The organism is uncultured Acidovorax sp., assembly GCF_964021665.1.
GTDB classification, from domain to species: domain Bacteria; phylum Pseudomonadota; class Gammaproteobacteria; order Burkholderiales; family Burkholderiaceae_C; genus Acidovorax; species Acidovorax temperans.
Window position 1 is genome coordinate 1 of the sequence record NZ_CAXIAK010000013.1, and the last position, 21,877, is coordinate 21,877.

The 21,877-nt window shown below is 66.6% G+C and carries 20 protein-coding genes; 7 read left to right on the forward strand and 13 right to left on the reverse strand.

Translation table 11 applies throughout. The annotated features are described in order from the left end of the window. Nucleotides 1-121: 121 nt before the first annotated feature. From lptA to AADJ04_RS04650, 5 genes are all read left to right on the forward strand, one after another. Nucleotides 122-766 carry a lipopolysaccharide transport periplasmic protein LptA gene (gene lptA, locus AADJ04_RS04630; protein WP_341238910.1) on the forward strand — a complete coding sequence of 215 codons (645 nt, stop codon included), beginning with the start codon at nt 122-124 and terminating at the stop codon, nt 764-766. Next, nucleotides 763-1,551: an LPS export ABC transporter ATP-binding protein gene (lptB, locus tag AADJ04_RS04635; protein WP_207373811.1), complete on the forward strand. Its 789-nt coding sequence runs from the start codon at nt 763-765 to the stop codon at nt 1,549-1,551. Before lptA ends, lptB begins: the two co-directional genes overlap by 4 nt. A gap of 67 nt (nt 1,552-1,618) precedes the next feature. Beyond that, the gene (gene rpoN, locus AADJ04_RS04640) at nt 1,619-3,241 is read left to right on the forward strand and encodes an RNA polymerase factor sigma-54 (protein ID WP_341238911.1); all 1,623 of its coding nucleotides are present in this window, start codon (nt 1,619-1,621) and stop codon (nt 3,239-3,241) included. A 98-nt stretch (nt 3,242-3,339) separates the two neighbouring features. Further along, nucleotides 3,340-4,629 carry a THUMP domain-containing protein gene (locus AADJ04_RS04645; RefSeq protein WP_341238912.1) on the forward strand — a complete coding sequence of 430 codons (1,290 nt, stop codon included), beginning with the start codon at nt 3,340-3,342 and terminating at the stop codon, nt 4,627-4,629. Continuing rightward, entirely contained in the window at nt 4,619-5,104 is a 486-nt protein-coding gene (locus AADJ04_RS04650) for a putative toxin-antitoxin system toxin component, PIN family (protein ID WP_341238913.1), read from the forward strand. The genes AADJ04_RS04645 and AADJ04_RS04650 overlap by 11 nt, the downstream gene beginning before the upstream one ends. Nucleotides 5,105-5,154: 50 nt before the next feature. Here the strand turns inward: AADJ04_RS04650 and AADJ04_RS04655 are convergent, their stop codons facing one another. Further along, nucleotides 5,155-6,867, reverse strand: coding sequence for an ABC transporter ATP-binding protein/permease (locus AADJ04_RS04655; RefSeq protein WP_341238914.1), 1,713 nt, complete (start codon nt 6,865-6,867; stop codon nt 5,155-5,157). Between the two features lie 330 nt (nt 6,868-7,197). Continuing rightward, complete coding sequence (locus tag AADJ04_RS04660) at nt 7,198-8,031, reverse strand: hypothetical protein (RefSeq protein ID WP_198847829.1); 834 nt, start codon at nt 8,029-8,031, stop codon at nt 7,198-7,200. Between the two features lie 238 nt (nt 8,032-8,269). On the opposite strand from AADJ04_RS04660, the gene AADJ04_RS04665 reads away from it, so the two are divergent. Further along, nucleotides 8,270-9,133: a UPF0149 family protein gene (locus AADJ04_RS04665; protein WP_288482554.1), complete on the forward strand. Its 864-nt coding sequence runs from the start codon at nt 8,270-8,272 to the stop codon at nt 9,131-9,133. Nucleotides 9,134-9,233: 100 nt separating this feature from the next. On the opposite strand, the gene AADJ04_RS04670 is transcribed toward AADJ04_RS04665, so the two are convergent. The 6 genes from AADJ04_RS04670 to AADJ04_RS04695 all read right to left on the reverse strand — a co-directional run bounded on the left by AADJ04_RS04670 (nt 9,234) and on the right by AADJ04_RS04695 (nt 14,021). Next, nucleotides 9,234-9,641 carry a GFA family protein gene (locus AADJ04_RS04670; protein ID WP_198847830.1) on the reverse strand — a complete coding sequence of 136 codons (408 nt, stop codon included), beginning with the start codon at nt 9,639-9,641 and terminating at the stop codon, nt 9,234-9,236. Nucleotides 9,642-9,685: 44 nt separating this feature from the next. After that, nucleotides 9,686-10,174 (reverse strand): nuclear transport factor 2 family protein, encoded by a 489-nt coding sequence (locus AADJ04_RS04675; protein ID WP_142083005.1) that lies wholly within the window; start codon nt 10,172-10,174, stop codon nt 9,686-9,688. Between the two features lie 106 nt (nt 10,175-10,280). Next, a complete protein-coding gene (locus AADJ04_RS04680; protein ID WP_341238915.1) occupies nt 10,281-11,186 on the reverse strand; it encodes an alpha/beta hydrolase in 906 nt (301 codons plus the stop codon). 98 nt (nt 11,187-11,284) lie between these two features. Continuing rightward, on the reverse strand, nt 11,285-11,830 hold the full coding sequence (locus tag AADJ04_RS04685) for a CinA family protein (protein WP_341238916.1): 546 nt from the start codon (nt 11,828-11,830) through the stop codon (nt 11,285-11,287). Next, nucleotides 11,827-12,375, reverse strand: a complete 549-nt coding sequence (locus AADJ04_RS04690; RefSeq protein ID WP_341238917.1) for a phosphatidylglycerophosphatase A — start codon at nt 12,373-12,375, stop codon at nt 11,827-11,829. The genes AADJ04_RS04685 and AADJ04_RS04690 overlap by 4 nt, the downstream gene beginning before the upstream one ends. Then, on the reverse strand, nt 12,372-14,021 hold the full coding sequence (locus AADJ04_RS04695; protein ID WP_341238918.1) for a DUF4139 domain-containing protein: 1,650 nt from the start codon (nt 14,019-14,021) through the stop codon (nt 12,372-12,374). The genes AADJ04_RS04690 and AADJ04_RS04695 overlap by 4 nt, the downstream gene beginning before the upstream one ends. Nucleotides 14,022-14,194: 173 nt before the next feature. On the opposite strand from AADJ04_RS04695, the gene AADJ04_RS04700 reads away from it, so the two are divergent. Continuing rightward, nucleotides 14,195-15,490 carry a ferric reductase-like transmembrane domain-containing protein gene (locus tag AADJ04_RS04700; protein WP_341238919.1) on the forward strand — a complete coding sequence of 432 codons (1,296 nt, stop codon included), beginning with the start codon at nt 14,195-14,197 and terminating at the stop codon, nt 15,488-15,490. 44 nt (nt 15,491-15,534) lie between these two features. Here AADJ04_RS04700 and thiL read toward each other — a convergent pair whose 3' ends face one another. The 5 genes from thiL to apaG form a co-directional block, all read right to left on the reverse strand. Continuing rightward, on the reverse strand, nt 15,535-16,509 hold the full coding sequence (gene thiL / locus AADJ04_RS04705) for a thiamine-phosphate kinase (protein ID WP_341238920.1): 975 nt from the start codon (nt 16,507-16,509) through the stop codon (nt 15,535-15,537). A 32-nt stretch (nt 16,510-16,541) separates the two neighbouring features. Then, nucleotides 16,542-17,666 carry a YbdK family carboxylate-amine ligase gene (locus tag AADJ04_RS04710; RefSeq protein ID WP_044396431.1) on the reverse strand — a complete coding sequence of 375 codons (1,125 nt, stop codon included), beginning with the start codon at nt 17,664-17,666 and terminating at the stop codon, nt 16,542-16,544. Further along, a complete protein-coding gene (locus tag AADJ04_RS04715) occupies nt 17,656-18,915 on the reverse strand; it encodes a cation:proton antiporter (protein ID WP_142083013.1) in 1,260 nt (419 codons plus the stop codon). The genes AADJ04_RS04710 and AADJ04_RS04715 overlap by 11 nt, the downstream gene beginning before the upstream one ends. Nucleotides 18,916-19,439: 524 nt before the next feature. Next, nucleotides 19,440-21,422 (reverse strand): site-specific recombinase, encoded by a 1,983-nt coding sequence (locus AADJ04_RS04720; protein ID WP_341238921.1) that lies wholly within the window; start codon nt 21,420-21,422, stop codon nt 19,440-19,442. Then, nucleotides 21,419-21,826, reverse strand: a complete 408-nt coding sequence (gene apaG / locus AADJ04_RS04725; protein WP_066783657.1) for a Co2+/Mg2+ efflux protein ApaG — start codon at nt 21,824-21,826, stop codon at nt 21,419-21,421. Before apaG ends, AADJ04_RS04720 begins: the two co-directional genes overlap by 4 nt. Between the last annotated feature and the right edge of the window lie 51 nt (nt 21,827-21,877).

Sequence of the window (21,877 nt, forward strand, 5' to 3'; positions counted from 1 at the left end):
CCAAATTCCCAACGAAAAAAATGCCAGTCAGCTCTTAACTGACTGGCATTGCGCGCCAGCGGGCTTTTTTCATCCCGGGCGGCAATGCATGGCTACAATGATTGCAAGATTCGTGCCCTCCATGAAACATCGCATTACCTCCCTCCTTGTGCTTGCAGCCTTGACCTGCGCCTTTGGCGCGGCGCGGGCTGAAAAGGCCGACCGCAGCAAGCCCATGAACATCGAGGCCGATGCGCTGCGGCACGATGAAGTCAAACAGACCAGCGTCTTCTCGGGCCGGGTGGTGATGACCAAGGGCTCCATCGTGCTGCGCGGTGCGCGGCTGGATGTGCGCCAGGATGCCGATGGCTACCAGTCGGGCATCGTCACCGCCGAGGCGGGCAAGCGCGCGTTCTTCCGCCAAAAGCGCGACACGTTGCCAGGCGCCCCCGAGGAGTTCATCGAAGGCGAGGGCGAGGTCATCGAATACGACGGCCGCACCGACAACGTGCGCTTCATCACCCGCGCTGAGCTGCGCCGCTACCGGGGCGGTGCCTTGAGTGACGAAATCACGGGCGCCGTCATCGTCTACAACAACCTGACGGATGTGTTCACGGTGGACGGGCAGAAGAAGGCCACGCCTTCGGCCGACGGCCAAGCCGGTGGCGGCCGCGTGCGCGCGGTGCTGGCGCCCAAGGAGCCCGCCGCCGGTGCGGCGGCGCCTGCAGCCCCGGCCTCTGGCCCGGCGCTGCGCCCCAGCAATTCTTTGGGTGGTGGCAGCCAGTGAGTGATCGTTCCGTGCAAGCCGCTGCCCCTGGGGCTTCTTCCTCCTCCAGCCGCCTCGAAGTCTCGCACCTGGCCAAGTCCTACGGCAGCCGCAAGGTGGTGAAGGACGTTTCGCTGGTCGTGCAAAAAGGCGAAGTGGTGGGTTTGCTGGGCCCCAATGGCGCTGGCAAGACCACTTCGTTCTACATGATCGTGGGCCTGGTGCGCAGCGATGGCGGAGACATCCGCATCGATGGCCAATCGGTGGCGCACATGCCCATCCATCGCCGCTCGCGGCTGGGGCTGTCTTACCTGCCGCAAGAAGCCTCGATCTTCCGCAAGCTCTCTGTCGAGGAAAACGTCCGCGCCGTGCTGGAGTTGCAGCGCGACGAGAACAACGCCCCGCTGTCGCGTGCGGCCATTGAAGAGCAGCTCACCTCGCTGCTGCAGGAGCTGCGCGTGGAACACCTGCGCGCATCGCCCGCACTGGCCCTGTCGGGTGGCGAGCGCCGCCGCGTCGAGATCGCCCGCGCTCTGGCCACGCAGCCGCGTTTCATTCTGCTGGACGAGCCCTTTGCGGGCATCGACCCCATTGCCGTGATCGAGATCCAGCGCATCATCGGCTTCCTCAAGGCGCGCGGCATTGGCGTGCTGATCACCGACCACAACGTGCGCGAAACCCTGGGCATTTGCGACCACGCCTTCATCATCAGCGATGGGCGGGTGCTGGCGCAGGGCACGCCATCGGAGATCGTGGACAACGCCGAGGTACGCCGCGTGTACTTGGGCGAACACTTCCGCATGTGATGGCCAGTGTGAGTGTGGCCTGTGTGAATGGTGTGCCCGTGCTGGTGCGTGGGCTGGGGGCTCTGGCATGAAGCCCGGCCTGTCCCTGCGGGTTTCGCAGCACCTGGCCCTGACCCCGCAGCTGCAGCAATCCATTCGGTTGCTGCAGTTGTCCACGCTGGAGCTGGGCCAGGAAGTCGAGCAGATGCTCGACGAAAACCCTTTTCTCGAACGCGCCACCGACGAAGCGCCGCGCGAAGAGTTTGGCCTGGAGCATGCCAACGCCCCCGCCCAGGCCGACGAGCACAGTGCCGATGATGCTATCTATTCAGGAGCTAGCAGCGCTTCATCTACGGGCGCTGAAGGCGATTTTGATGCTTCATCAGATGCCGACCACAGCAGCAGCGCCGCTGACGAGCCCGACTGGAGCGGCGACGGCACGGTGGAGATGGCGCCCAACGACAGCGAGTGGGGTGGCGACGCCCCGCCTCGCAACCGCAACGACTCCGAAGGCGATGAGGCCGACGCGACCGAGCTGGCGCGTTCGCAAGAGTCCCTCACCGCCTTCCTGCACCGCCAGGCCCTGTCGCTGCGCCTGTCCGAAGTGGACAGCGCTGCTCTGCGCTTCCTGATCGAATCGCTCAACGACGACGGCTACCTGGAAGAGTCGCTGCAGGAACTGGCCATTGCGTTGGCGGGCCCTGACGACCTGGAGCAGATCGACGAGCTGGTGCACCGCTTCACTGTGGCCCAGCGCCTGCTGCAAACCCTGGAACCCGTGGGCGTGGGTGCCCGCAACCTGGCCGAGTGCCTCACGCTGCAGCTCAGCGCCCTGGCGGCCGACGCAGACAGCACCGTGCCACCTGACGTGGTGCAGACCGCACTGCAAATCTGCAGGCAGCCGCTGGAAATGCTGGCCCGCCGCGACGTGCGCCGCCTCACCCAGGCGTGTACCGAAGGCGGTGCTGCGGGCGAAGAGCGTACCCGCGCCGCCATGGCCCTGATTGCGCGGCTGGAGCCACGCCCCGGGCGGCGCTTTGTGGATGTGGAGCGCAACATCATCATCCCCGATGTGATCGTGCGCAAAGCCGGGCGCAGCAACGGCACCAGCGGACAGCAGAATTTCATCGTTTCGCTCAACCCCGATGTGATGCCGCGCCTGCGCGTGCATGACATCTACGCTGGCGCCCTGCGCGGCGGCAAAGGGAGCAAGGGCGGCGAAGGCCACGCGGGACTGCAGCAGCGCCTGCAAGAGGCGCGCTGGTTCATCAAGAACATCCAGCAGCGGTTCGACACCATCCTGCGCGTCTCGCGCGCCATCGTCGAGCGGCAAAAGAGCTTCTTCACCCACGGCGAGCTGGCCATGCGCCCTCTGGTGCTGCGCGACATTGCCGACGAGCTGGGCCTGCACGAATCCACCATCAGCCGCGTGACCACGGCCAAGTACATGGCCACGCCCATCGGCACGTACGAGCTCAAGTATTTCTTCGGCTCGGGCCTGGGCACCGAAACCGGGGGCAACGCCTCCAGCACCGCTGTGCGCGCGCTCATCAAACAGTTCGTGGCTGCTGAAAGCCCCACCAAGCCCTTGTCCGACAGCCAGCTGGCCGAGATGCTCAAGGAGCAAGGCATTGAATGCGCCCGCCGCACCGTGGCCAAGTACCGCGAAGCGCTCAAGATTGCGCCGGCCAATTTGCGCAAGGCGTTGTAGCTGGCCACCGCCGCTGCAGCGCCCGTGCCAGGGCCTGTGGGCCTTGGCAGCGCGCCTGCCTTGCGTACCATGCACCGGCACCACCAGAGGTACCCACTATGAACCAACTCCAACTTTTTCTCCCCTGCGCCGCTGGTGTCGAGGGCTTTCTGGCCGACGAGGTGCACGGCATCACCGGCCTCACGGGCAACGATCTGCTGGTGGGGCGCGGTGGCGTGCTGCTGCGCAGCTCCTGGCGCCAGGCGCTGCAACTGAATCTGCACAGCCGCCTGGCCCAGCGCGTGCTGGTGCAACTGGCGCACCGCATGTACCGCTCTGAAAACGATTTGTACGCCCTGGCCAGCGACGTGGCCTGGGAGATCTGGTTCACCACGCGCCAGAGCTTCAAGATCGAGGTCACAGCCCAGCACAGCCCGCTGCAGAGCCTGAATTTCGCTGCCCTCAAGGTCAAAGACGCAGTGGCCGACCGCTTCCGTGCCAAGACCGGCGTGCGCCCGGATGTGAACACGCAGTGGCCCGACGTGCGCATTCACATGCACCTGACCACGGACGAAGCCACGATCTACATCGACACCTCGGGCGAGCCGCTGTTCAAGCGCGGCTGGCGCGAGGACAAGGGCGACGCGCCCCTGAAGGAAACCCTGGCCGCCGCCATGATCGCTGCCAGCGGCTGGGACCCGCACGGCGAGCACCCCCAGCCCCTGTACGACCCCTGCTGCGGCAGCGGCACCATCGTGGTCGAGGCTGCGCAGATCGCCTGCCGCATTCCCGCCGGCATGCTGCGCCGCTTTGCGTTTGAAAAGCTGCTGCCGTTCCAGGCGCACGTCTGGACTGCTATCAAAAACGAAGCTGACAGCGCAATCTGTGAAAGCCCTGTACCCATTTTTGGCAGTGATGTGGCCCACCGCATGGTGGACTTTGCCCAGCGCAACGCCGAGCGCGCGGGCGTGGCCGGTGCCGTGCAGTTGCGCGGTGGCGATGCCCTGCAGCGCATGCCGCCGTGCGAGCAGCCCGGCGTGATGCTGCTGAACCCGCCCTACGGCGAGCGCATTGCCGCCGCCGGTACCGCCGGGCGCAACGCCAACGAACGCGCCGCCGAGCGCGCCCTGGGCGCCAGCGTGGGCCGCGAGGCTGCGCACACCGACGATGGTGGCGAATTCTTCGCCCAACTGGCCACGCACTGGAAAAAGAACTACAGCGGCTGGACGGCCTGGATGCTCACGCCCGACCTCAAGCTGCCCAGCAAGATGCGCCTGAAAGAATCGCGCCGCGTGCCGATGTGGAACGGCCCCATCGAATGCCGCATGTTCCGCTTCGACATGGTCAAGGGCACCCTGCGCGAACGCCCGAACAAGGCCGAGGGCGGCGGGGCGCAGCATGCAGGTTGAGCTGTACCTGCCCGCCGAAGGCAGGCCCGGTGAACCTGCGCGCCCGGTGGTGGTGGACACCAACGTGGCGCTGGATCTGCTGATCTTCAGCGACCCGCGCACCGCCCCGCTGCGCACCCTGCTGGCCCAGGGGCGCCTGCACTGGATTGCCACGCAGGTCATGCGCGACGAATTGGAGCGGGTGCTGGCCTACCCGCACATCGTTTCGCGCATGGACTTCTACCGCGTGGATGCGGCGCAGGTGCTGGCCGCTTTTGACGCAAAGGCCCGGCTGGTGGACATTGCCCCCCGCGTAGCCTACGTGTGCAAGGACGCGGACGACCAGAAGTTCATTGACCTGGCTGCCGCGCACCGCGCCATTTTGCTGAGCAAAGACAAGGCCGTGATCTGCATGCGCAAGCGCCTCCTGACGCTGGATGCCCACGTGGCCACCGCGCTGGTGCTGGACGAAAGCCCGGCCGCAGCCGCTGCTTGAAAGCCGCAGCCGCAGTGGGGGGCAGGCGGCTTTGCTCCGAACCGTTCCCTTTATTCGTCGAAGCTGAAGTCGGCTGCCGCCACCAGTTGCCAGGCCCCGTCGCCCTTGAGCTGCAGCACCTGCGTGTGGTGCCGCAGCACGGCAGGGCGGTGGGCAATGCTCACCAGCGCCATGCCCGTGGCCCGCAGGCGTTCATACAGCGCCGCCTCGTTGGCGCTGTCCAGCGCGCTCGTGGCCTCGTCCAGGATGACGATGCGGGGCGTGCGGGCCAGTACCCGTGCAAACGCCAGGCGTTGCTGCTCGCCGGTGGACAGCAGCTTTTCCCAGTCGTGCGACGCATCGAGCCCACCCACGCGTTCAGCCAGCGAGCCCAGCTGCACCTCATCGAGCAGTTCCAGCAACTGGTCGTCAGTCAGCTCTGTGGCCTGGCTGGGATAGATGATCTGGCTGCGCAGGGTATCGGGCTGCAGATAGGGGCGCTGCGGCAGGAAGAACATGTCTGCAAGGGGCGGGTGCTGCACGGTGCCCTGGCCTGAGCGCCACAGCCCTGCCATCGCGCGCAGCAGCGAGCTTTTGCCGCAGCCGCTGGGGCCGGTGATGAGCAGGGCGTCTCCGGCTGCCAGGGTGAGGGAAAGGTCCTGCACGAGCAGACGGCCAAACTGCGGCGTGTGCAGCGTCAGCCCCTCCAGGGCCAGGGTGTCGCCCTCGCGGGTGATGATCTGGGCGCCATCGTGGGGTGCCGGGGCTGCGTCCTCGCGGGTAGGCGGTTCCGCCCAGGGCGTTGGTGCCGCAGGTGTTTTGAGCACGACCTGCGACAGGGCGTGCAGGCGGTCAATCCCGGCAACGAAGCGGCTGAGGCTTTCGAAGTTGTCCACGATCAGCGACACAGCGGCCAGCACCGCCGCAAAAGCGCCCGCCGCCTGGATGGCGCGCCCCACCTCCAGCTCGCCACTGAGCACGTCGTTGGCCAGGATGATGGCAGGCAGCACCAGCGTGAGCTGGCTGAACCCGCGCTGGTACAGGTTGAGCGAGCGTTGCTTCTTGATCAGCTTGGCAAAGTTGCTGAACACGGCCTCGAACCGTTGGTTGAGCTGGGCGCGCTCCTGGGGCTCGCCCCGGTAGAAGGCAATGGACTCGGCGTTTTCTCGCAGGCGCATCAGGCCGAAGCGGAAGTCGGCCTCGCGCCGGATCTGCCAGAAATTGAGCCGGATGAGTGGCGCCCCGAACAGGTACAGCGCGCCAAAGGTGCCCAGCAGTGCGTACACCGCCAAAAACGCCACCAGCGTGTGCGAGATGGACCACAGCACCGCGCTGAACGCGACCAGCTGCATCAGCGAGCCCAGGAAGATGAGCAGGAAGTGCGTGGAGCGGCCGGTGAAGGTGTTGATGTCTTCGCTGATGCGCTGGTCGGGGTTGTCGATGTCCCGGGCGTTGCCGATGTCGTAGTACTTGCGCTCGCTCAGGTAGCCATCCAGAAACCGGTGCGTGAGCCAGCGGCGCCAGTGGTTGGAGAACGCATCGCGCATGTAGTAGTAGAAGGCGTACACCGGCACCGCCACTGCCACCACCATCAGGCTGGCGCGCACCGCGTCCCAGAAGCGGTCCACCTGCTTGGCGGCCAGGGCCGATGTGAGTTCGCCGGTCTTGTCGATCAGCATCACGGCGAGCTGGGTCTCCAGCACCATCAGGCCGACCAGCAGGGCCAGCAGCCCCCAGGCCATGCGTTTCTGGTCGCCCAGCCAGTAGGGGCGAGCCACGCTCATGAACTGCTTCCAGGCAGACCAGGAGAGCGTGGGCGGGCGTCGGCGACGGGCTTTTGGGGTGGGTTGCGGCGCGGCTACAGGGGCAGCCGCCGTGTCGGTCAGGGCTGTCGCACGAGTGGTGTCTGGCATATAACGGTAGAAAAATAAGGGTGCGAAGCAGCTGGCTGAACCATAGGGGATGCGCCCACCCCGCATCTGTCAGCCAAAGCCGACTCGGCAGCTCAGACCGGCGCGCGTACCGCGTCTGGCCTTTTGCCTTTTCGCTTTTGCTCCCGATGTTTCTTCCACGATTGCGGGCACCCCAGAGGGTGCGCTGCCCGTGGGCGCATGTCAGGGGCGCAGCAAATCGTACGCCGCCCGCACCCGCTGCACATCACGCCCCAGCTTGCGGCTTTGGGGCAGGTGGCGGGCAAAACGCATGCGGTGCATGGTCTGCTCCATTACCTCTTGCAGCGCCGGGCCACGGGCCTGTAGCCACTGCGCCCACAGCGGGCGGGCATCTTCCAGCGCGCCGCACTGGCGCAGGTAGATGGCGGTGGAATGGGCGTAGCACAGTGCATCGCGGCCATGGCACAGCGGCAGGGGCAGCACCGCCGTGGGGTCGTCTTCAAAGTCGATGTAGCCCACCACCCCGTCGGGGCAGCGCACCAGGTTGCGGGCAAAGGCCTGGCTCAGGCAGGTGCCCTGGTTGTGCACCAGCTCTATCGCGCGCAGCCCTTGCAGCCACAGGCGCAGCACGGCTTCGGGGCCTGCGGGCACGGCGGCCTCGATCTCGTTGCCGAGCGAGGGCGTCTGTTCTGCCGGCCGCCCCAGGTGGCGCATGATGAAACCGTCTTCCTGCGCTGCCAGCACGGTGGGCACGCGCAGCCCGCGTGCGGCCAGATCGCGCAGCCGCTGCACTTCGGTGGCAATGGCCGTGTGGCCGCCCAGGTTGGGCACCGGGATCAGCACCGGCAGACCAAACAGCGTGGCCAGCGCACCCAGCACCCGGTAGCGCGCCATGCCATGGGGCGTGTTGGCTTTTTTCACCCACACCTGCTCATCGCCCAGGCGGTAGCTGGCCACGTTGAACTGCTGCACGGCCAGCTGGCGGGCCAGGTAGGCGGCATAGTCCACAGGCGGCTGGGGCGCGTCAGCGGGCGGGGTGATGGTGGGCAAATTCATGAAAGCGCAGGGCACGGCTGCACCACGGTGCGGGCCTGAAAACGGGGGCACAGGCTCTTTGAAAAGGTTCTCAGGGCACCGGTGGGCAAGGGCGCTATTGTGCCGCTGTCGCGGCCGTGGGCTGGCCGTGGGGTGGGCTGCCGGATAAACTCGCGGCCTCGGCGCTGCGCCACCACGCTGGCGCGCCTGCAAGGCCCAGCGCACCCCGCCTGCCCCTTCGCCCTATCGGAGCCCACCCATGAATCCCACCGAATCCACTGCGCCCCAGGGCGATGCTGAACTGACCACCGCTTCCTCGGCTGCCGCCCCGGCGCTGGGCTTGACGGCTGCCGAGCTGGAAGAGCTCGACAACCTGCTGGACGACCTGCGCACGCGTGGCGAAGAAATCCCGCAGTGGGAGTTCTGCGATGGCTTCATGACGGCCGTGATCTGCAGCCGCCGCCCCATCGCCCCCGCCGAATACCTGCCCATGCTGCTGGGCGACGGTGCCGAGCTGGAAGTGGCCGAAGGCGAGCCGCTGCCGCTGCTGCCCGCCTTTGCCGATGCTGCCCAGCAAGCGCGCTTTCTGGAGCTGTGGGACCGCCGCTGGAACGAGATCGTGACCCAGCTCGACGCTGACGTGAAGACGCTGGACGATGAGCGCACCTTCCAGCCCGAAGCGATGGACATGCGCGGCGCTGTGGCCAGCCTGCCCGAAGCCGAGCGTGCTGAAATGGAAGGCCAGGAAATCCCCTCCTTCGGCCAGGTGTGGGCTCTTGGGTTCATGTTCGCGGTGGAGAACTGGCCCGAAGACTGGGCCGCCCCCCGCGACAAGGAAGCCGCCCAGTGGCTGGACGATGCGCTGGACAGCATCGTCGCGCTGACCGAAGACGACACCGGCAAGCCCGAAGTCTGCATGTACAACGAAGACGGCCCACCCAGCACCAGCCAGGCGCGCGTGGAAGCCTTCGGCGAAGCCATCTGGGCCGTGTATGACCTGCGCCAGCTGTGGAAGAGCATGGGCCCGCGTGTGGAAACCTTGCGCAAGGCCCCCGAGCCCGGCCGCAACGATCCTTGCCACTGCGGCAGCGGCAAGAAGTACAAGAAGTGCCACGGGGCATAACCTCTGGTACTACATTTTTGATAGCTGGTTGCGCTTGTAGCCAGTGCGCGGGAGGCTGATAGGCCCGCGCTTTTCTCTCAGCCTCCTGTTGCCAGGGGCGCTACGGCTGTCCGTCGAACGTGTCGATGTCTTCTGGCAAGGTGACCCACGCAAGGCGGCGCCGCGTCCAGATCTGGCGCTGCGGCGTGCCCAGCTCGTGCCTTTGCGTGATGGTTCCGAGCCGCAGGGAATAGGTCTGCGGATTGTCCGCCGCGCAGGCATACAGTGCGCTTCCGCAGACGTCGCAGAAGGCCAGCACACGCCGGTTGCCGCTGGCCGCCGTCTTGATGTACGTGCGGGGTGTGCCGCGGGTGAGCCGAAAGCCTGCCGCCGGGGCCGGGATGTTGGTACGAAAGGCGGAGCCGGAATGCGCTTGGCAATCCGTGCAATGGCACACCGTCGCAGTGCCAGGGTCCACCTGCGCTTCGTAGGCGATTGCGCCGCAATGGCATTGGCCTTGCACCTGCATGGCACCTCCTTGTGCGTGGGTCGTGTTCGCCAGCTGGTGCAGGTTCAGGCTTGCGCCAGAAACTTCTTCAAGTTCCCCGCTGCGGTGTTGCGCACCTTGCGCTTGAGTGAGGGCGACCAGCCCAGCAGCAGCCCCGGCGCACCCAGTGCCTGCCGCGCCCAGCGCCAGAAGTTGAAACGGTCGCGGTGGGTGGCGATCAGTCCTTCGGGTGTGAAGGTGAAGGTGCCGTCGATGATGTTGTGCACCTTGCGTCCGGTGGCGCTGAAGAGGTAGTGCGCCTCCCAGTGCGCCTTGCCGCTTTTGGCATCGGCTTCGATGCCGCTGAACTCCAGCTTCCAGTGCTCGGCGGCGCCGGGCTTCTTTGTGGCAGTGCACAGCATGCGCCACATGCCGCCCACCTGGTCGCGGCCTTTGAGCGAAAACGCTTCGTCCTCAAACGTAGCGTCGGGTGCATAGCAGGCCGCCATGGTGGCATGGTCGAGCTGGGCAAAGGCGGTGTAGAAGCGTTGCAGGGTCTGGGCGTTGGGGTGCATGGGGTTTCTTCTCAGGTGTGGTGATGCGGAGCCGGTACGGTGGAGCGCGATGTTCGCTGAGGAAAAATGCTAGGGGCATCAGTCCCGTCCCCGGCCTCAGGCGCTTTCAATACATGAAGTTGCGCAGGGCTTGTGCCGTTTCGCTGGGCAATTCCTCGGGAATGAAATGCCCCGCAGGCACTGCCTGCCCACTCACCAACCCCGCGCACTGCGCCTGCCACAGCGCCAGCGTTTCAAACAGCCGGTGCACTACGCCGGTCGCGCCCCAGATTGCCAGGGTGTCGCACGCGATCTTCTCGCCGCGCGCACGGCTTTCGCGGTCGTGCTCCAGGTCGATGCCCGCGCTGGCGCGGTAGTCCTCGCAGGCAGCATGGATGGCTTCGGGCGTGCAAAAGCAGCGTTCGTACTCGGCCAGCGCTGGGGGCTCGATATGGGCCAGGCCTGCGCTGCCCCAGCCGCCCAGCTTGGCGTGCAGGTAAGCGCGGGCGTTGCTGCCGATCATGGTCTCGGGCAGCGGCGCGGGCTGGATCAGGTGGAACCAGTGGTAGTAGGCGCGCGCAAACTCCATGTCGGTGCGCGCGTACATGTCGAGCGTGGGGGCGATGTCGATCACGCACAGCTTCTTCACGCGCGCGGCGTGGTCCAGCGCCAGGCGGTGGGCCACACGGCCGCCCCGGTCATGGCCGCAAAGGTAGAAGGTGTCGTGGCCCAGTGCGGTCATCACCTCGGCCATGTCCTGTGCCATGGCGCGTTTGCTGTAGTTGCTGTGGTCAGGCAACCCCGGGGCGTGGGATGAATCGCCATAGCCGCGCAGATCGGGCAGCACCAGCAAGTAATCGCGCGCCAGCTGCTGCGCCACGCGGTGCCACATCGCATGCGTTTGTGGAAAGCCGTGCAGCAACAGCAGCGGCGGGGCGCCCACAGTGCCGCCAGTGCGTACAAAAATCTTCGCGCCTGAGGTGGTGATGTGTTGGGCGGCGAAGCCGTCAAACCAGGAAGGTGTGGTCGTCATGGCGGTATGTTGTGGCAATTGGCGGGCAGGGCCCTGTCTTGTGGATGACAGTGGGCGTCAGAGCCGCTGCCAAGAAGGCTGGGCGTCTGAGTTGCAGGTTACGCTGGCAGCAGGCTCAACAATCGCTTCAGCGCATACCGCACCGTCGCCACCCGGACTGCGGCGCGGTCCCCGGCAAAGTGCTGCATCTCGCTGTGGGTTTCGCCTCCCACGCACCAGGCAAACCACACGGTGCCCACCGGTTTGGCCTTGGTGCCGCCCGTGGGGCCTGCAACGCCCGTCACGGCCAGGCTGACTTGCGCGCGCGAGTGGGCGAGGGCGCCATCGGCCATGGCGCGCGCCACGGGCTCGCTCACGGCGCCATGCTCCTCAATCAGACCAGGGGGCACCGCGAGCATCTCGGCCTTGGCCTCGTTGGAATAAGTCACGAAGCCGCGCTCGAACCACTGGCTGGAGCCTGCCAGGTCGGTGCAGGCTGCGGAGATCATGCCGCCGGTGCAGCTTTCGGCGGTGGCCAGCATCCAGCCACGGGCCAGCAGGGTGGTGGAGATTTGAATCAAATTGGCCTCCAGCGCTTGATTTGTAAGCGCTGGCAGCTCACTTTTTGATAGTGATTGGGCGGTGGTGGGTGCTGCGGGGTTCATGCGAAGAACCTCCACAGCGCAATCGCCAGCAGCGTGCAGAAGGCGGCCACAAAGTCATCAAACAGAATGCCCCAGCCACCGCGCCAGCCAAAGCCTTTGAACAGGCTGTCAGCCCACCCCACGGGGCCGGGCTTGGCGGCGTCAAAAAAGCGGAACAGGGCAAAAGCCACGATCTGGCCCATGAGGCCCATGGGCATGGCCAGCCACAGCACGAGCCAGAAGGCCACGATCTCGTCCCACACGATGGCGCCGGGGTCGGCCACACGCAGGTTGCGGGCGGTGGTGGTGCAGGCCCACCAGCCCACCAGCGCGCCACCCGCGATCAGCAGGCCCATTTGTGTGGCACTGAGCCAGGGCATGAGCACCAGGAACGACATCCAGCCCCACAGCGTGCCCACGGTGCCGGGGGCGAACGGCGAGAGGCCGGAGCCAAAGCCCAGCGCAATGGCGTGGGCCGGGTGTGCCAGCATGAAGGCGGCGCTGGCGCGCCGGGGGGCGGCCACGCCAGGGGCTGCTGCTGCAGAAGTCGGGGAAGCGAAGGTCATTGGCGTTCCTGTACGTCCAGGTCTTTGGCGTAGCGGATGGTGTGTTCTGCGCTGAACTGCGCAGTGGCCCCGGCGGCCAGCGGCTGCTGCCAGGCCACGGTGCCGGGGTTGCGGTTCCAGGCCAGGTCGGTGGGCTGGGGCTGGTAACTTGATTCGACCTCGATCTTCTCGTTGCGCGACTGGGGCGCGGCGTGCAGCACTTGCAGCGTGACGGGTGTTTTGTGGCGGTTTTCCACGGTGTAGGCGCGGCGGGTGCGGCGCTCCACGCGCGAGCCGGTGAAGCCTGCGCTGCCCGTCAAATCCTGCACGGGCTCGGCGCGCACGGTGACCAGCTCGTCGCGCCCAAAGGCCAGGCTGCTGGTGCCATTGGCGCTGGTGGCCGCAGCAAAGTCGATGCGGCCCGTGCCTACGAAAGCGCCGTCGCGGTACAGGTTGGCATGGCCCACCGGCCACACGCCCGGGGGCGGGGCCAGCTCTGCCACGAGGTAGGCGGCTTCTTCCATGGCAGGCGCGGTGCGCGTGATGAGGGTGGCGGGCGCGGTGTGGCTGCCCAGGGCCAGTGTCACGCGCTGGCCGTTGGAGGGCACGGTGATGCGCTGCGGCACGGCAAATTCGGTGGCAAAGGCTTTGTCGGTGCTGGTCACTTCAAAGCTGGGCAGGGCGTCTTCGGCCACATTGCGGCGCGCCAGGGGTGATGCGGGGGCAGGGGCTGCCATGGCCATCGCGGGCACCGGGGCGGCCTTGGGGGTGGGCGGTGCAATGTCCAGCGTCCACGGGCGGGGCAGGCGGCCCTGGGTGGTGCGGCCGGGCTGGCCGGTGGAGAGGGTGAGTTGCACGTTGCTCCAGTCCTCGCCACTGTTTTGGGCCACCAGGGCTTGGCGTTCCAGCAGCACGCTGGGTTTGGCGGCATCGAGAGTGGCGCGGTAGGTGGGCTGCCAGCCGGTGCCGCGCACCTGGTAAGACAGGCGCAGCTCGGCTTCGCGGTCGGTGGCCAGTGTCACGGTGACGGAGACCACCTGCGCGCGCTGGCTGGCTGTGCGTTCGCGTTCTGCGGTCAGGGGCTTGAGGGCCAGCTCCAGTGCCTCTTGCTTGCGCTGCAACTGGTGCGCGCGGGTTTGTGATTCGTGCGCCGACTTGCGCAGCGCGTCGGCGGTGGCAGCGATCTGTGCGGGTGTGGCTGCTTGCAGGCGGCCGCCAGGCGTTTCGCTGCCAGCGCCTGCGGTAGCCACGCTCTTCAGGTAGCCATCGACCAGTTGCAGCGAAGCGGCTTCGGCCTTCACGGCGGCGATCTGGTCTTCCAGCTCGCGGATGCGGCCATCCAGCGGGCTGGCGCAGGCGGCCACCACGTCGCGGTCTTCGGTACGTACATTGAATTCGCCCACGCGCACGGCGGCGTCGGCGTGGATCTGCAGGCTTTGCGCATCGAGCGACGCAGGCAGGCAGCCCAGCGTGATGCTGCGCGCACCGGCGGGCACCTTGGCCACGCGCTCGACCGTGGCGCTGCCGGGGTACACGGTGACGCGGGCAATCCGCGAAGTCACTGGCGAGGCAGTGTCTTGCGCCAGGGCCGGGCTGGCCGCAGCCGCCCATGCAGCGGCCAGCGCAACGGCGGTGGTGGAGGCAAGAGGGCGCAGGGATGGCTTCACGGTGGGGCTCCGGTAGCGCAGCGCAGGGCGTGCGGGGTGTTGGGGTGGGCGAATCCTAGCAGCGAGAGGGCGCGGCGCTGCCCATCTTTACGGCTTGTTTATGTCGGGTTAAGGCGCCCTTCATCCCCCAGGGCTATCGTGAGAAGTCTCATAAAACAAATACAGGGTCGATGATGAAGAAGGTTCTGGGAAGCACGCTGGCGCTGGCGGTGTTGTTGTGGGCGATGACGGTGCCGTGGCAAGACCCGGCCATGAATGTCTGGTGGTGGCGCAACCAGATCCTGCTGCTCACCGGGCTGGGGGCTTGGGCGTTGATGTCGCTCATCATGGTGCTGTCGCTGCGCCCGGTGTGGCTGGAGCGTCCCCTGGGCGGCATGGACAAGATCTACCGCCTGCACAAGTGGGCGGGCATTGGCGCCATCGTGCTGTCGCTGCTGCATTACGGCACGCAGCTGTCCAAAGACCTGCTGATCACGCTGGTGGGCCGCCCGGTGCGGGCTCCGCGCGCAGACTGGTGGCTCAACACCTTCCGCCATCTGGCGGAAGACATGGGCGAATGGGCGGTATGGTTCCTGGCCGCCATGCTGGTCATCACGCTGTGGCAGCGGTTTCCGTACCACGTCTGGCGCTATCTGCACAAACTGCTGGCTGGGGTGTACCTGGTGCTGGCGTTTCATGCGGTGGTGCTGGTGCCGCCCGCCTGGTGGGCGCAGCCTGCGGGCGCCTTTGTGGCCGCGGCCTCGCTGGTGGGGGTGCTGTGCGCAGTGCGTTCGCTGGCCGGGCGCATTGGCAGCAGCCGCCGCCACGCTGCAAAGGTGGTGGATGTGCAGGTGCACCCCAGTGGGGTGGTAGAGCTGGAATGCCGGGTGCAAGGCGCCTGGAAGCACCGGGCCGGGCAGTTTGTGTTCTTGACGTTGCAGACGGGCGAAGGTCACCACCCCTTCACGCTGGTCAACGCCGATACCGGCGACGGCCGCCTGCGCTTTGCCATCAAGGCGCTGGGCGACTACACCGCGCGACTGGCGCAGCAGGTGGCCGTGGGCCAGCAGGTGTGGGTGGAAGGGCCTTACGGGCGCTTCGACTTCCGCCAGGACCGTGCGCCCGAGCAGGTGTGGGTGGCCGCAGGCATTGGCGCCACGCCGTTTGCGGCCTGGCTGGAATCGCTGGTGGCCAACCCGGCCCAGGCCCCGTTGGTGCAACTGCACTACTGCGTGCGCAACGCCCAAGAGGCCGTGTTTGCCGAGCGCATGCAGCAGCTGTGCGCGCAGTTGCCCAGCGTGACGCTGCACATCCACCACAGCGACGTCACCGGGAAGGTGGCCGCCGATACATTGCTGGCCAGCGCCGGGCCCCAGGCCAGCGTGTGGTTCTGCGGGCCGCAGCGCTTTGGGCAGGCGCTGCGCAGCGCCATGCAGCGCCTGGGGCGCGGGCAGGGGCGCTTTCACCAGGAGCTGTTCCAGATGCGCTGAACGGGACGCCTTCTTTCGGGGGCTCCCACGGGGTACTCTGGCTGTCAGGCAAAGTGGTCAAACGAGGCGAAGCGGTTTTCTACCGGCATGCCTTGTGCATCCACCAGCCGCAAGCCCGGTGCAGCTTCCACCTGACCAATGCAGGTCACAGCGGTCTGGCTTTGCGCAGCAGCGGCGGCCACGGCGGCTTGGTGCTGGGGCGGGGCAGTGAACAGCAGCTCGTAGTCGTCGCCCCCCGCCAGGGTGCATTGCTGCAGAAGTTTTTGGTCAATTTTGCCTGTAGCGCTTGATAGGTAAGCGCCTGCAGCTATCAATTTGATAGTTTCATCGGTGCGGATGCAGGCGCCCACGCCAGATGCTTTGAGGATGTGTCCAAAGTCGCCCAGCAGGCCGTCGCTCACGTCCATGGCGCTGCTGGCAATGCCGCGCAGCGCCAGGCCCAGCGCCACGCGGGGCGTGGGGCGCTCCAGCCGCTGGCGGGCCTGGGCCAGCAGCTCATCGGGCAGGTGGATGTGGCCCAGCAGGGCTTCGAGCGCCAGGCGTGCATCGCCCAGCGTGCCGCTCACGTAGATGTCATCACCCGCGCGCGCGCCGCTGCGCAGCAGGGCCTGGCCTGCAGGCACCTCGCCAAACACAGTGATGCAGATGTTCAGCGGGCCCTGCGTGGTGTCACCGCCCACCAGCTCGCAGCCGTGCGCATCGGCCAGCGCCAGCAAGCCTTTGGAAAAACCAGCCAGCCAGCTTTCATCGACCCGTGGCAGCGCCAGTGCCAGCGTGAAGGCCAGCGGCTTGGCCCCACAGGCCGCCAGGTCCGACAGGTTGACGGCCAGGGCCTTGTGGCCCAGGGCCTCGGGGTCCACGTCGGCAAAGAAGTGGCGGCCTTCGACCAGCATGTCGCTGCTGATGGCCAGTTGCATGCCGGGGCGCGGGGCCAGCAAGGCGCAGTCGTCGCCCACGCCCAAGGCGGCGTGGCGAACGGGGCGCGTGAAATAGCGCGCAATCAGGTCAAATTCACCCATGACCTGATTGTCGGCGGGTTGGGGCGGCCTGCTCAGACAGGCGCGCCGCGAAAGCGCTGCGCTGCCTGGCGGCTGACCTCGGCCAGCAACTGTTCCTGGCGCTGGCGGTCGCGCAGCCAGCGGGCATCGTTCTGGCCGGCCTGGGTGTCGGTGCGCAGCAGGTGCAGGGCGTTCGAGGCGCCGTGCGCCGCAGCGTGGCCGGCGATCTTGTCCATGGTCATCAGGATATGTTCGCGCAGCGGCATGTGGTCGCCCGTCGCGGGGTCCACGTACACCGCCTCCATGCCGAAGCGGCAGGCCTGGAAGCGGTTGTAGGTGTAGACGAGGTAGTCGTCTTCCTGCGGCATGAAGGGCTCGTCGGCCAGGAACCAGGCGCCCAGCGACTGCACGTAGCCCGCCAGGGCGGCGGCCCGTTCGATGGTGAGCGGGGTGTCGAACACGCGGATTTCGATGGTGCCGAACTCGGGCTTGGGGCGAATGTCCCAGTAGAAGTCCTTCATGCTCTTGACCACCCCGGTGCGGGTCATCTTGTCGAAGTAGGCGGTGAAGTCTTCCCACGTCAAAGCAAACGGCGCACGTCCCGACAGCGGGAAGGCGAACACCGAGTTGAGCCGAGCCGAATCAAACGCCGTGTCTTGCCCCTGCACGTAGGGGCTGGAGGCCGACAGCGCGATGAAGTGCGGGATGTAGCGGCTCATGCGGTGCAGCATGAGCAGGGCCGCGTTGGCACTGGGGCAGCCAATGTGCACGTGCTGGCCAAAGATGGTGAACTGCTTGGAGAGGTAGCCGTACAGCTCCGACAGCTCGCGAAAGCGGGGCTTGTCGTAGATGCGGCGCTCGTGCCACTGCTGAAACGGGTGCGTACCGCCGCCCACCACGGCGATGTTGAGCTTGTCGGCGCTTTTGACCAGCGCATCGCGGATGGGGGTGAGCTGCCCCACCACTTCGCTGGCCGAGTGGCAGATGCCCGTGGAGATTTCGATCATGCTGTTCGTCATCTCAGGCACCACGCTGCCGGGCAGCGGGGTTTTCTTCATCAGGCGCAGCATGTCTTCCGCATACGGGGCCAGGTCGTAGTCGTTGGTGTTGACCAGCTGCAACTCCAGCTCAACGCCCAGCGTTAGCGGCTCGGAATGGTGGAAGGCTTCAAGACTCATTCGATTCTCCGTTGCGGCCACCGCGCAGCAGCGGTGCCCAGGGTTTCGAGCTTTCGCCCGCACGGTAGATGGCCACGGTGGCAATCACGGCGCCCAGCACTTCCATCAGCAAGATGGCGGGCAGCGCCACGCTGGCAATCTGGTAGCCGGTGGAGGGCGAAGCCACCACAAACTGCGATGCAATCAGCAGCGCGATGGAGGACATGGGCGTCATCGCGCAGCCCGCCCACAGCGCCTGGCGCCAGCTGGCGCCGCTGCCCACGTTGCCCAGGCCCACGCCAACGGCTTTGGCAATCAGGCGTGCAGCAATCAGGGCCAGCACGGCGCCGGCCACGGGGCCGCTCCAGTCTGCCTGCGCGGCCACGGTGGACACCAGTACAAACATCAGCATGGTCAGCAGCGATGAGGCGTTTCCCAGCTGCCGTGGCCAGGCCCAGGGCCGGGGGTTCAATTGCTTGAGCAGGATGCCCGCCAGCAGCGCTGCCAGCGGCGCCGAGCCACCCATGTGCGAGGCCACGGTGGAGCCCGCGGCGATGAGCGTGAGCAGCAGCATCGAGGTGTTTTCGCTGGTGGGGCTCATGAAGCGCAGTGCAGTGCGCAGCACCAGCGTGAGCACGGCCGCGACCAGAATGGACACGCCCAGCACCACCACGGCGGGCGAAATCGCATCCAGCAAGGTGGCGCTTTGCCGGTTCATCTGCTCGGACCAGGCGGAGCCCAGCGTGAGCGCGTACAGCGTGGACAACGTGGCCAACACCACGGCGCGTTCCGTCACCGGCCCGGCGGCGCGGGTGTCGGCCACCACGCGTGTCAGCACGGCGGGCGAAGCCGCCAGCGCCACCAGGGCCAGCGGCCCGGCCACCTGGGTGGGCTGATCCAGCCACAACAGCACCGCATACACGGCAAAGTACGTCAGGGCCGACTCGGCAATGCTTTGCACCAGCACCATGGGGTTGTGGCGGAACCACCGCAGCGAGATACGGCCACCGCATTCAAACAGCACCAGCGCAATGCCCAGCTCCAGCAGGAACAGGCCAATGCCCTGCAAAGGCCACACCGCGCCGCTGAAGCCGGCCAGCCCGGCGGCTGTGCCCACCAGCGAATAGCCCAGCACCTTGGGCAGGCCCGTGTGGCGCTGGATGAGGTAGCCCGCCATGGCAGCAACCGCCAGCAGCAGTGACCACTGCACGGTGGGCAGTCCCGCCGATGGCCTGAGCCACTGGGCCCAAAAACTCATAAGTTCATTCATGTGGTGGTGACCTCGGGTGGAAACGGGCCTGCGGCCCGGAGGTGGAACAAAACGCCCGGTGCCTTGGTGCGCCCATTGCAGTGCAAGCGGGGCGCTGCACCTGCGGTGCATGCATGGGCGGGGCGAGCGGTGGTGCATCCAGCGCGGCGGCTGGCGCTTGTGCGACCCCCGGCAAGCCCTGCAGGCTCATGTCCTGCAAAAGGGTTCGGTCACAGGCAAGCTGGGGGCAAAAACTGCACACGGGCCAACGAGCCAACAGGACTCTGGGACGAGTCTGCGACCGAACGCAGGGGGCGCTCAACCACCCGACCGTACCAGATACCCGCCGCGCGGATCAACCGCTCTTTGCATCAGCAAAGGTCAGCGGCGCATTCAAGCAACTCCCTTCAGAGCGTTCACAGAGACGTTTTTTGACGTACCGCCAGACTCTACGGGTTGCAACAGGATGTGTGTGTAGGACAGTTTCGTCTGTCGCCACCGGTGTCCTGGCGGTGTCAAAACGCGCGGGCACGCAGAGAAGACTCTCAGGCAGCCCGTGCGCGTTCAGGTCGGAAAAAGCTCAAAGGTGCGCTGCGCAGGCGGGCCCGGATCGCTGCATAAATGCGCGAGCGATCCACGCCGCTGACGTTGCGGGCGCGCATGGCCAGATTGAATGCCAGGTAGAAGCTCACCCCCACGTTGAACGCCCCCAGCAAGGGCAACGTGGCAACTGCCCACCAGAAGCCGGGCTGGTGCAATACATCCAGCCCTAGCGTGGCGCAGGCAGCGGCAATCTGGCCCGCCGACAAGGTGATGTGGCGCACATCCAGCCCCAGGCCGAAGAAGGTGGCAATCACGGGCACCAGGCCCAGCATGAACCCCAGCGAAATATTGGCCGCAAAGCCCGAGATGTTCTCGCGCAGGAAGTGCGCCCAGCGTGCCGCGCGCGCAGTGCCCAGCAGGCGGGTGATGCGTGGGTTGTATTGAATGGCCGAGTCCATGCGCGCCAGCACGAACCAGTTTTCCGTCCACCCGGCAATGATGCTGGAGGCAAACAGCAGCACCCCCGTGAAGGCGGCAAAAAACACCGATGGGCCCAGCAGGTGCAGTGACTCCAGCACGTGCAGCGCCTGCTTTTCAGAGATGGGCGGTGTGCCCAGGGTGTGGAGCATGAGCAGTGCAATGCCCAGCACCACAGGCATCACCACCAGCACGTTGCCCAGCACCGCGGCCACCTGCGATCGCACCAGATGGGTGATCTCGTCCACAAACGACTCGATGGCGTCGCCGGAGCCCAGTTCTTTGAGCTTGGCCGCCATGGCCGGGGCGGTCATGGCTGGCTGCTTGGTGGCCACCGTGAAATGCAGCAACTGCACCAGCACAAAGCTCACCGCATAGTTCACACCCGCCCAGAAACCCGCCCAGAAGGCCGACAGCGCCAGGGCATACAAGCCAAACTTGATCAGCGTGGTGAAAGCAATCACCAGCCCGCCGCCCGCTGCCTTGTGGACCATGGAGCGGTATTCGGCTGGCGTGCGGGTGATGTAGTGCTCGCCCGTTTCAGCGCTGCGCTCGGCCACCTTGGCCGCGACCAGCGAGGAGTTGGAGGCGAACAGCGCGCGCAGACTGCGCCGCTCCTGGCCCACCTGCACCAGCGAAGACATCAGCTTGGCGGCCGCCAGGGCGGGCTTGGGCGACAGCAGACAGTCGAGCAGCAGCCGCACGCGCACGATGCGTTCGCGCAGCTGGCGCAGGAGGAACACCAGCCCGACGGAGATGCCGTTGTCTTCAAAGTGCGTGTAAACCGTGGCCGTGGCGGCGCGGCAGGCCTCTAGCCGCTCACGCAGGCGCTGAGCGGCTTCGTTGAGCCGGTCGGGGGTGCGCAAGGCGTGCAGCACTTCCACGCGCAGGCTCTCCACGTCGCGGATCAGCGCATGGAAGGGCTGGGCTTCGCGCGCCTCTTCGCTCATGCGAAGGCGCAGTTCCGGGGCAAACCCGGTCGAGAGGATTTGCCCCGCGCAGTAGGTGATGGCGTTGAGCAGCGCGTGGCGCCACAGCGAGAGGCCGCTTTCCTCGCCCGGCGGCACCAGCAGGGCGGCCAGGCGGTTGAGCTGTGCTTCGTCCAGCGCGGCCATCCATTGCGCGTCAAATTCATGGGGCACTGCCAGCACGAACAGTTCAGACGCATCGATCGTGTCCGGCGTGCCCGGCAGCCACTTGGTGCGCAGGCGCGCCGCCAGCTCGCTCACAAAAGCGGTGCGTGGCGCAAAGCCGAAGTCGGCCAGCAAGGTGGTGATATCTACCGTGTCCACCAGCTGCGCCCACCAAGCCTGCAGGCGCGCGCGCAGCTCTGGCCGGGCTTCGACCGCATCCAGAAAAAGCTGCAGTCTGGCCGTGGCGCCGGGCACGGAGTCGCGGTCGCCGCGCACCCATTCCAGCAAATGGATGAGCCAGAGGTGGCGGTGGGGAAGGTCGGCCTCGGGGTCCAGTTCCGCCAGCAGGCGCGCCAGGTCGGTGGGGCGGCTCAATGCAGTACCCTTCCGTTCAGGGGCTCGCCTGTGGAGCTGTGGTGAATCGCCTCCAGCACAAACAGGGGAACGGGCGTGGCGAAAGATTCGCCGTCTTCGGCCACGCAGTGGAATGTGCCGTGCATGGTGCCGCTGGCCGTGCGCAGGCGGCACCCGCTGGTGTACTGGAAGGCTTCACCCGGCTTGAGCAGGGGCTGTTGCCCCACCACGCCCAGGCCTTTGACCTCTTCGGTGTGGCCGCGGGCGTCACTGATGATCCAGTGCCGCGAAATCAGCTGGCCGGGGGCGTCGCCCGTGTTGGTGATGGTGATGGTGTAGGCGAAGGCAAACACCTCGCGTTCTGGCTCCGATTCCTCGGGCAGGTATTCGGGCAGAACTTCCACCGCAAACTGGTACTTTGGCATGGGCCGAATGGTAACCGTGCGGGGTGTGAGCGCGTGCCCTTGGGCAAGGCA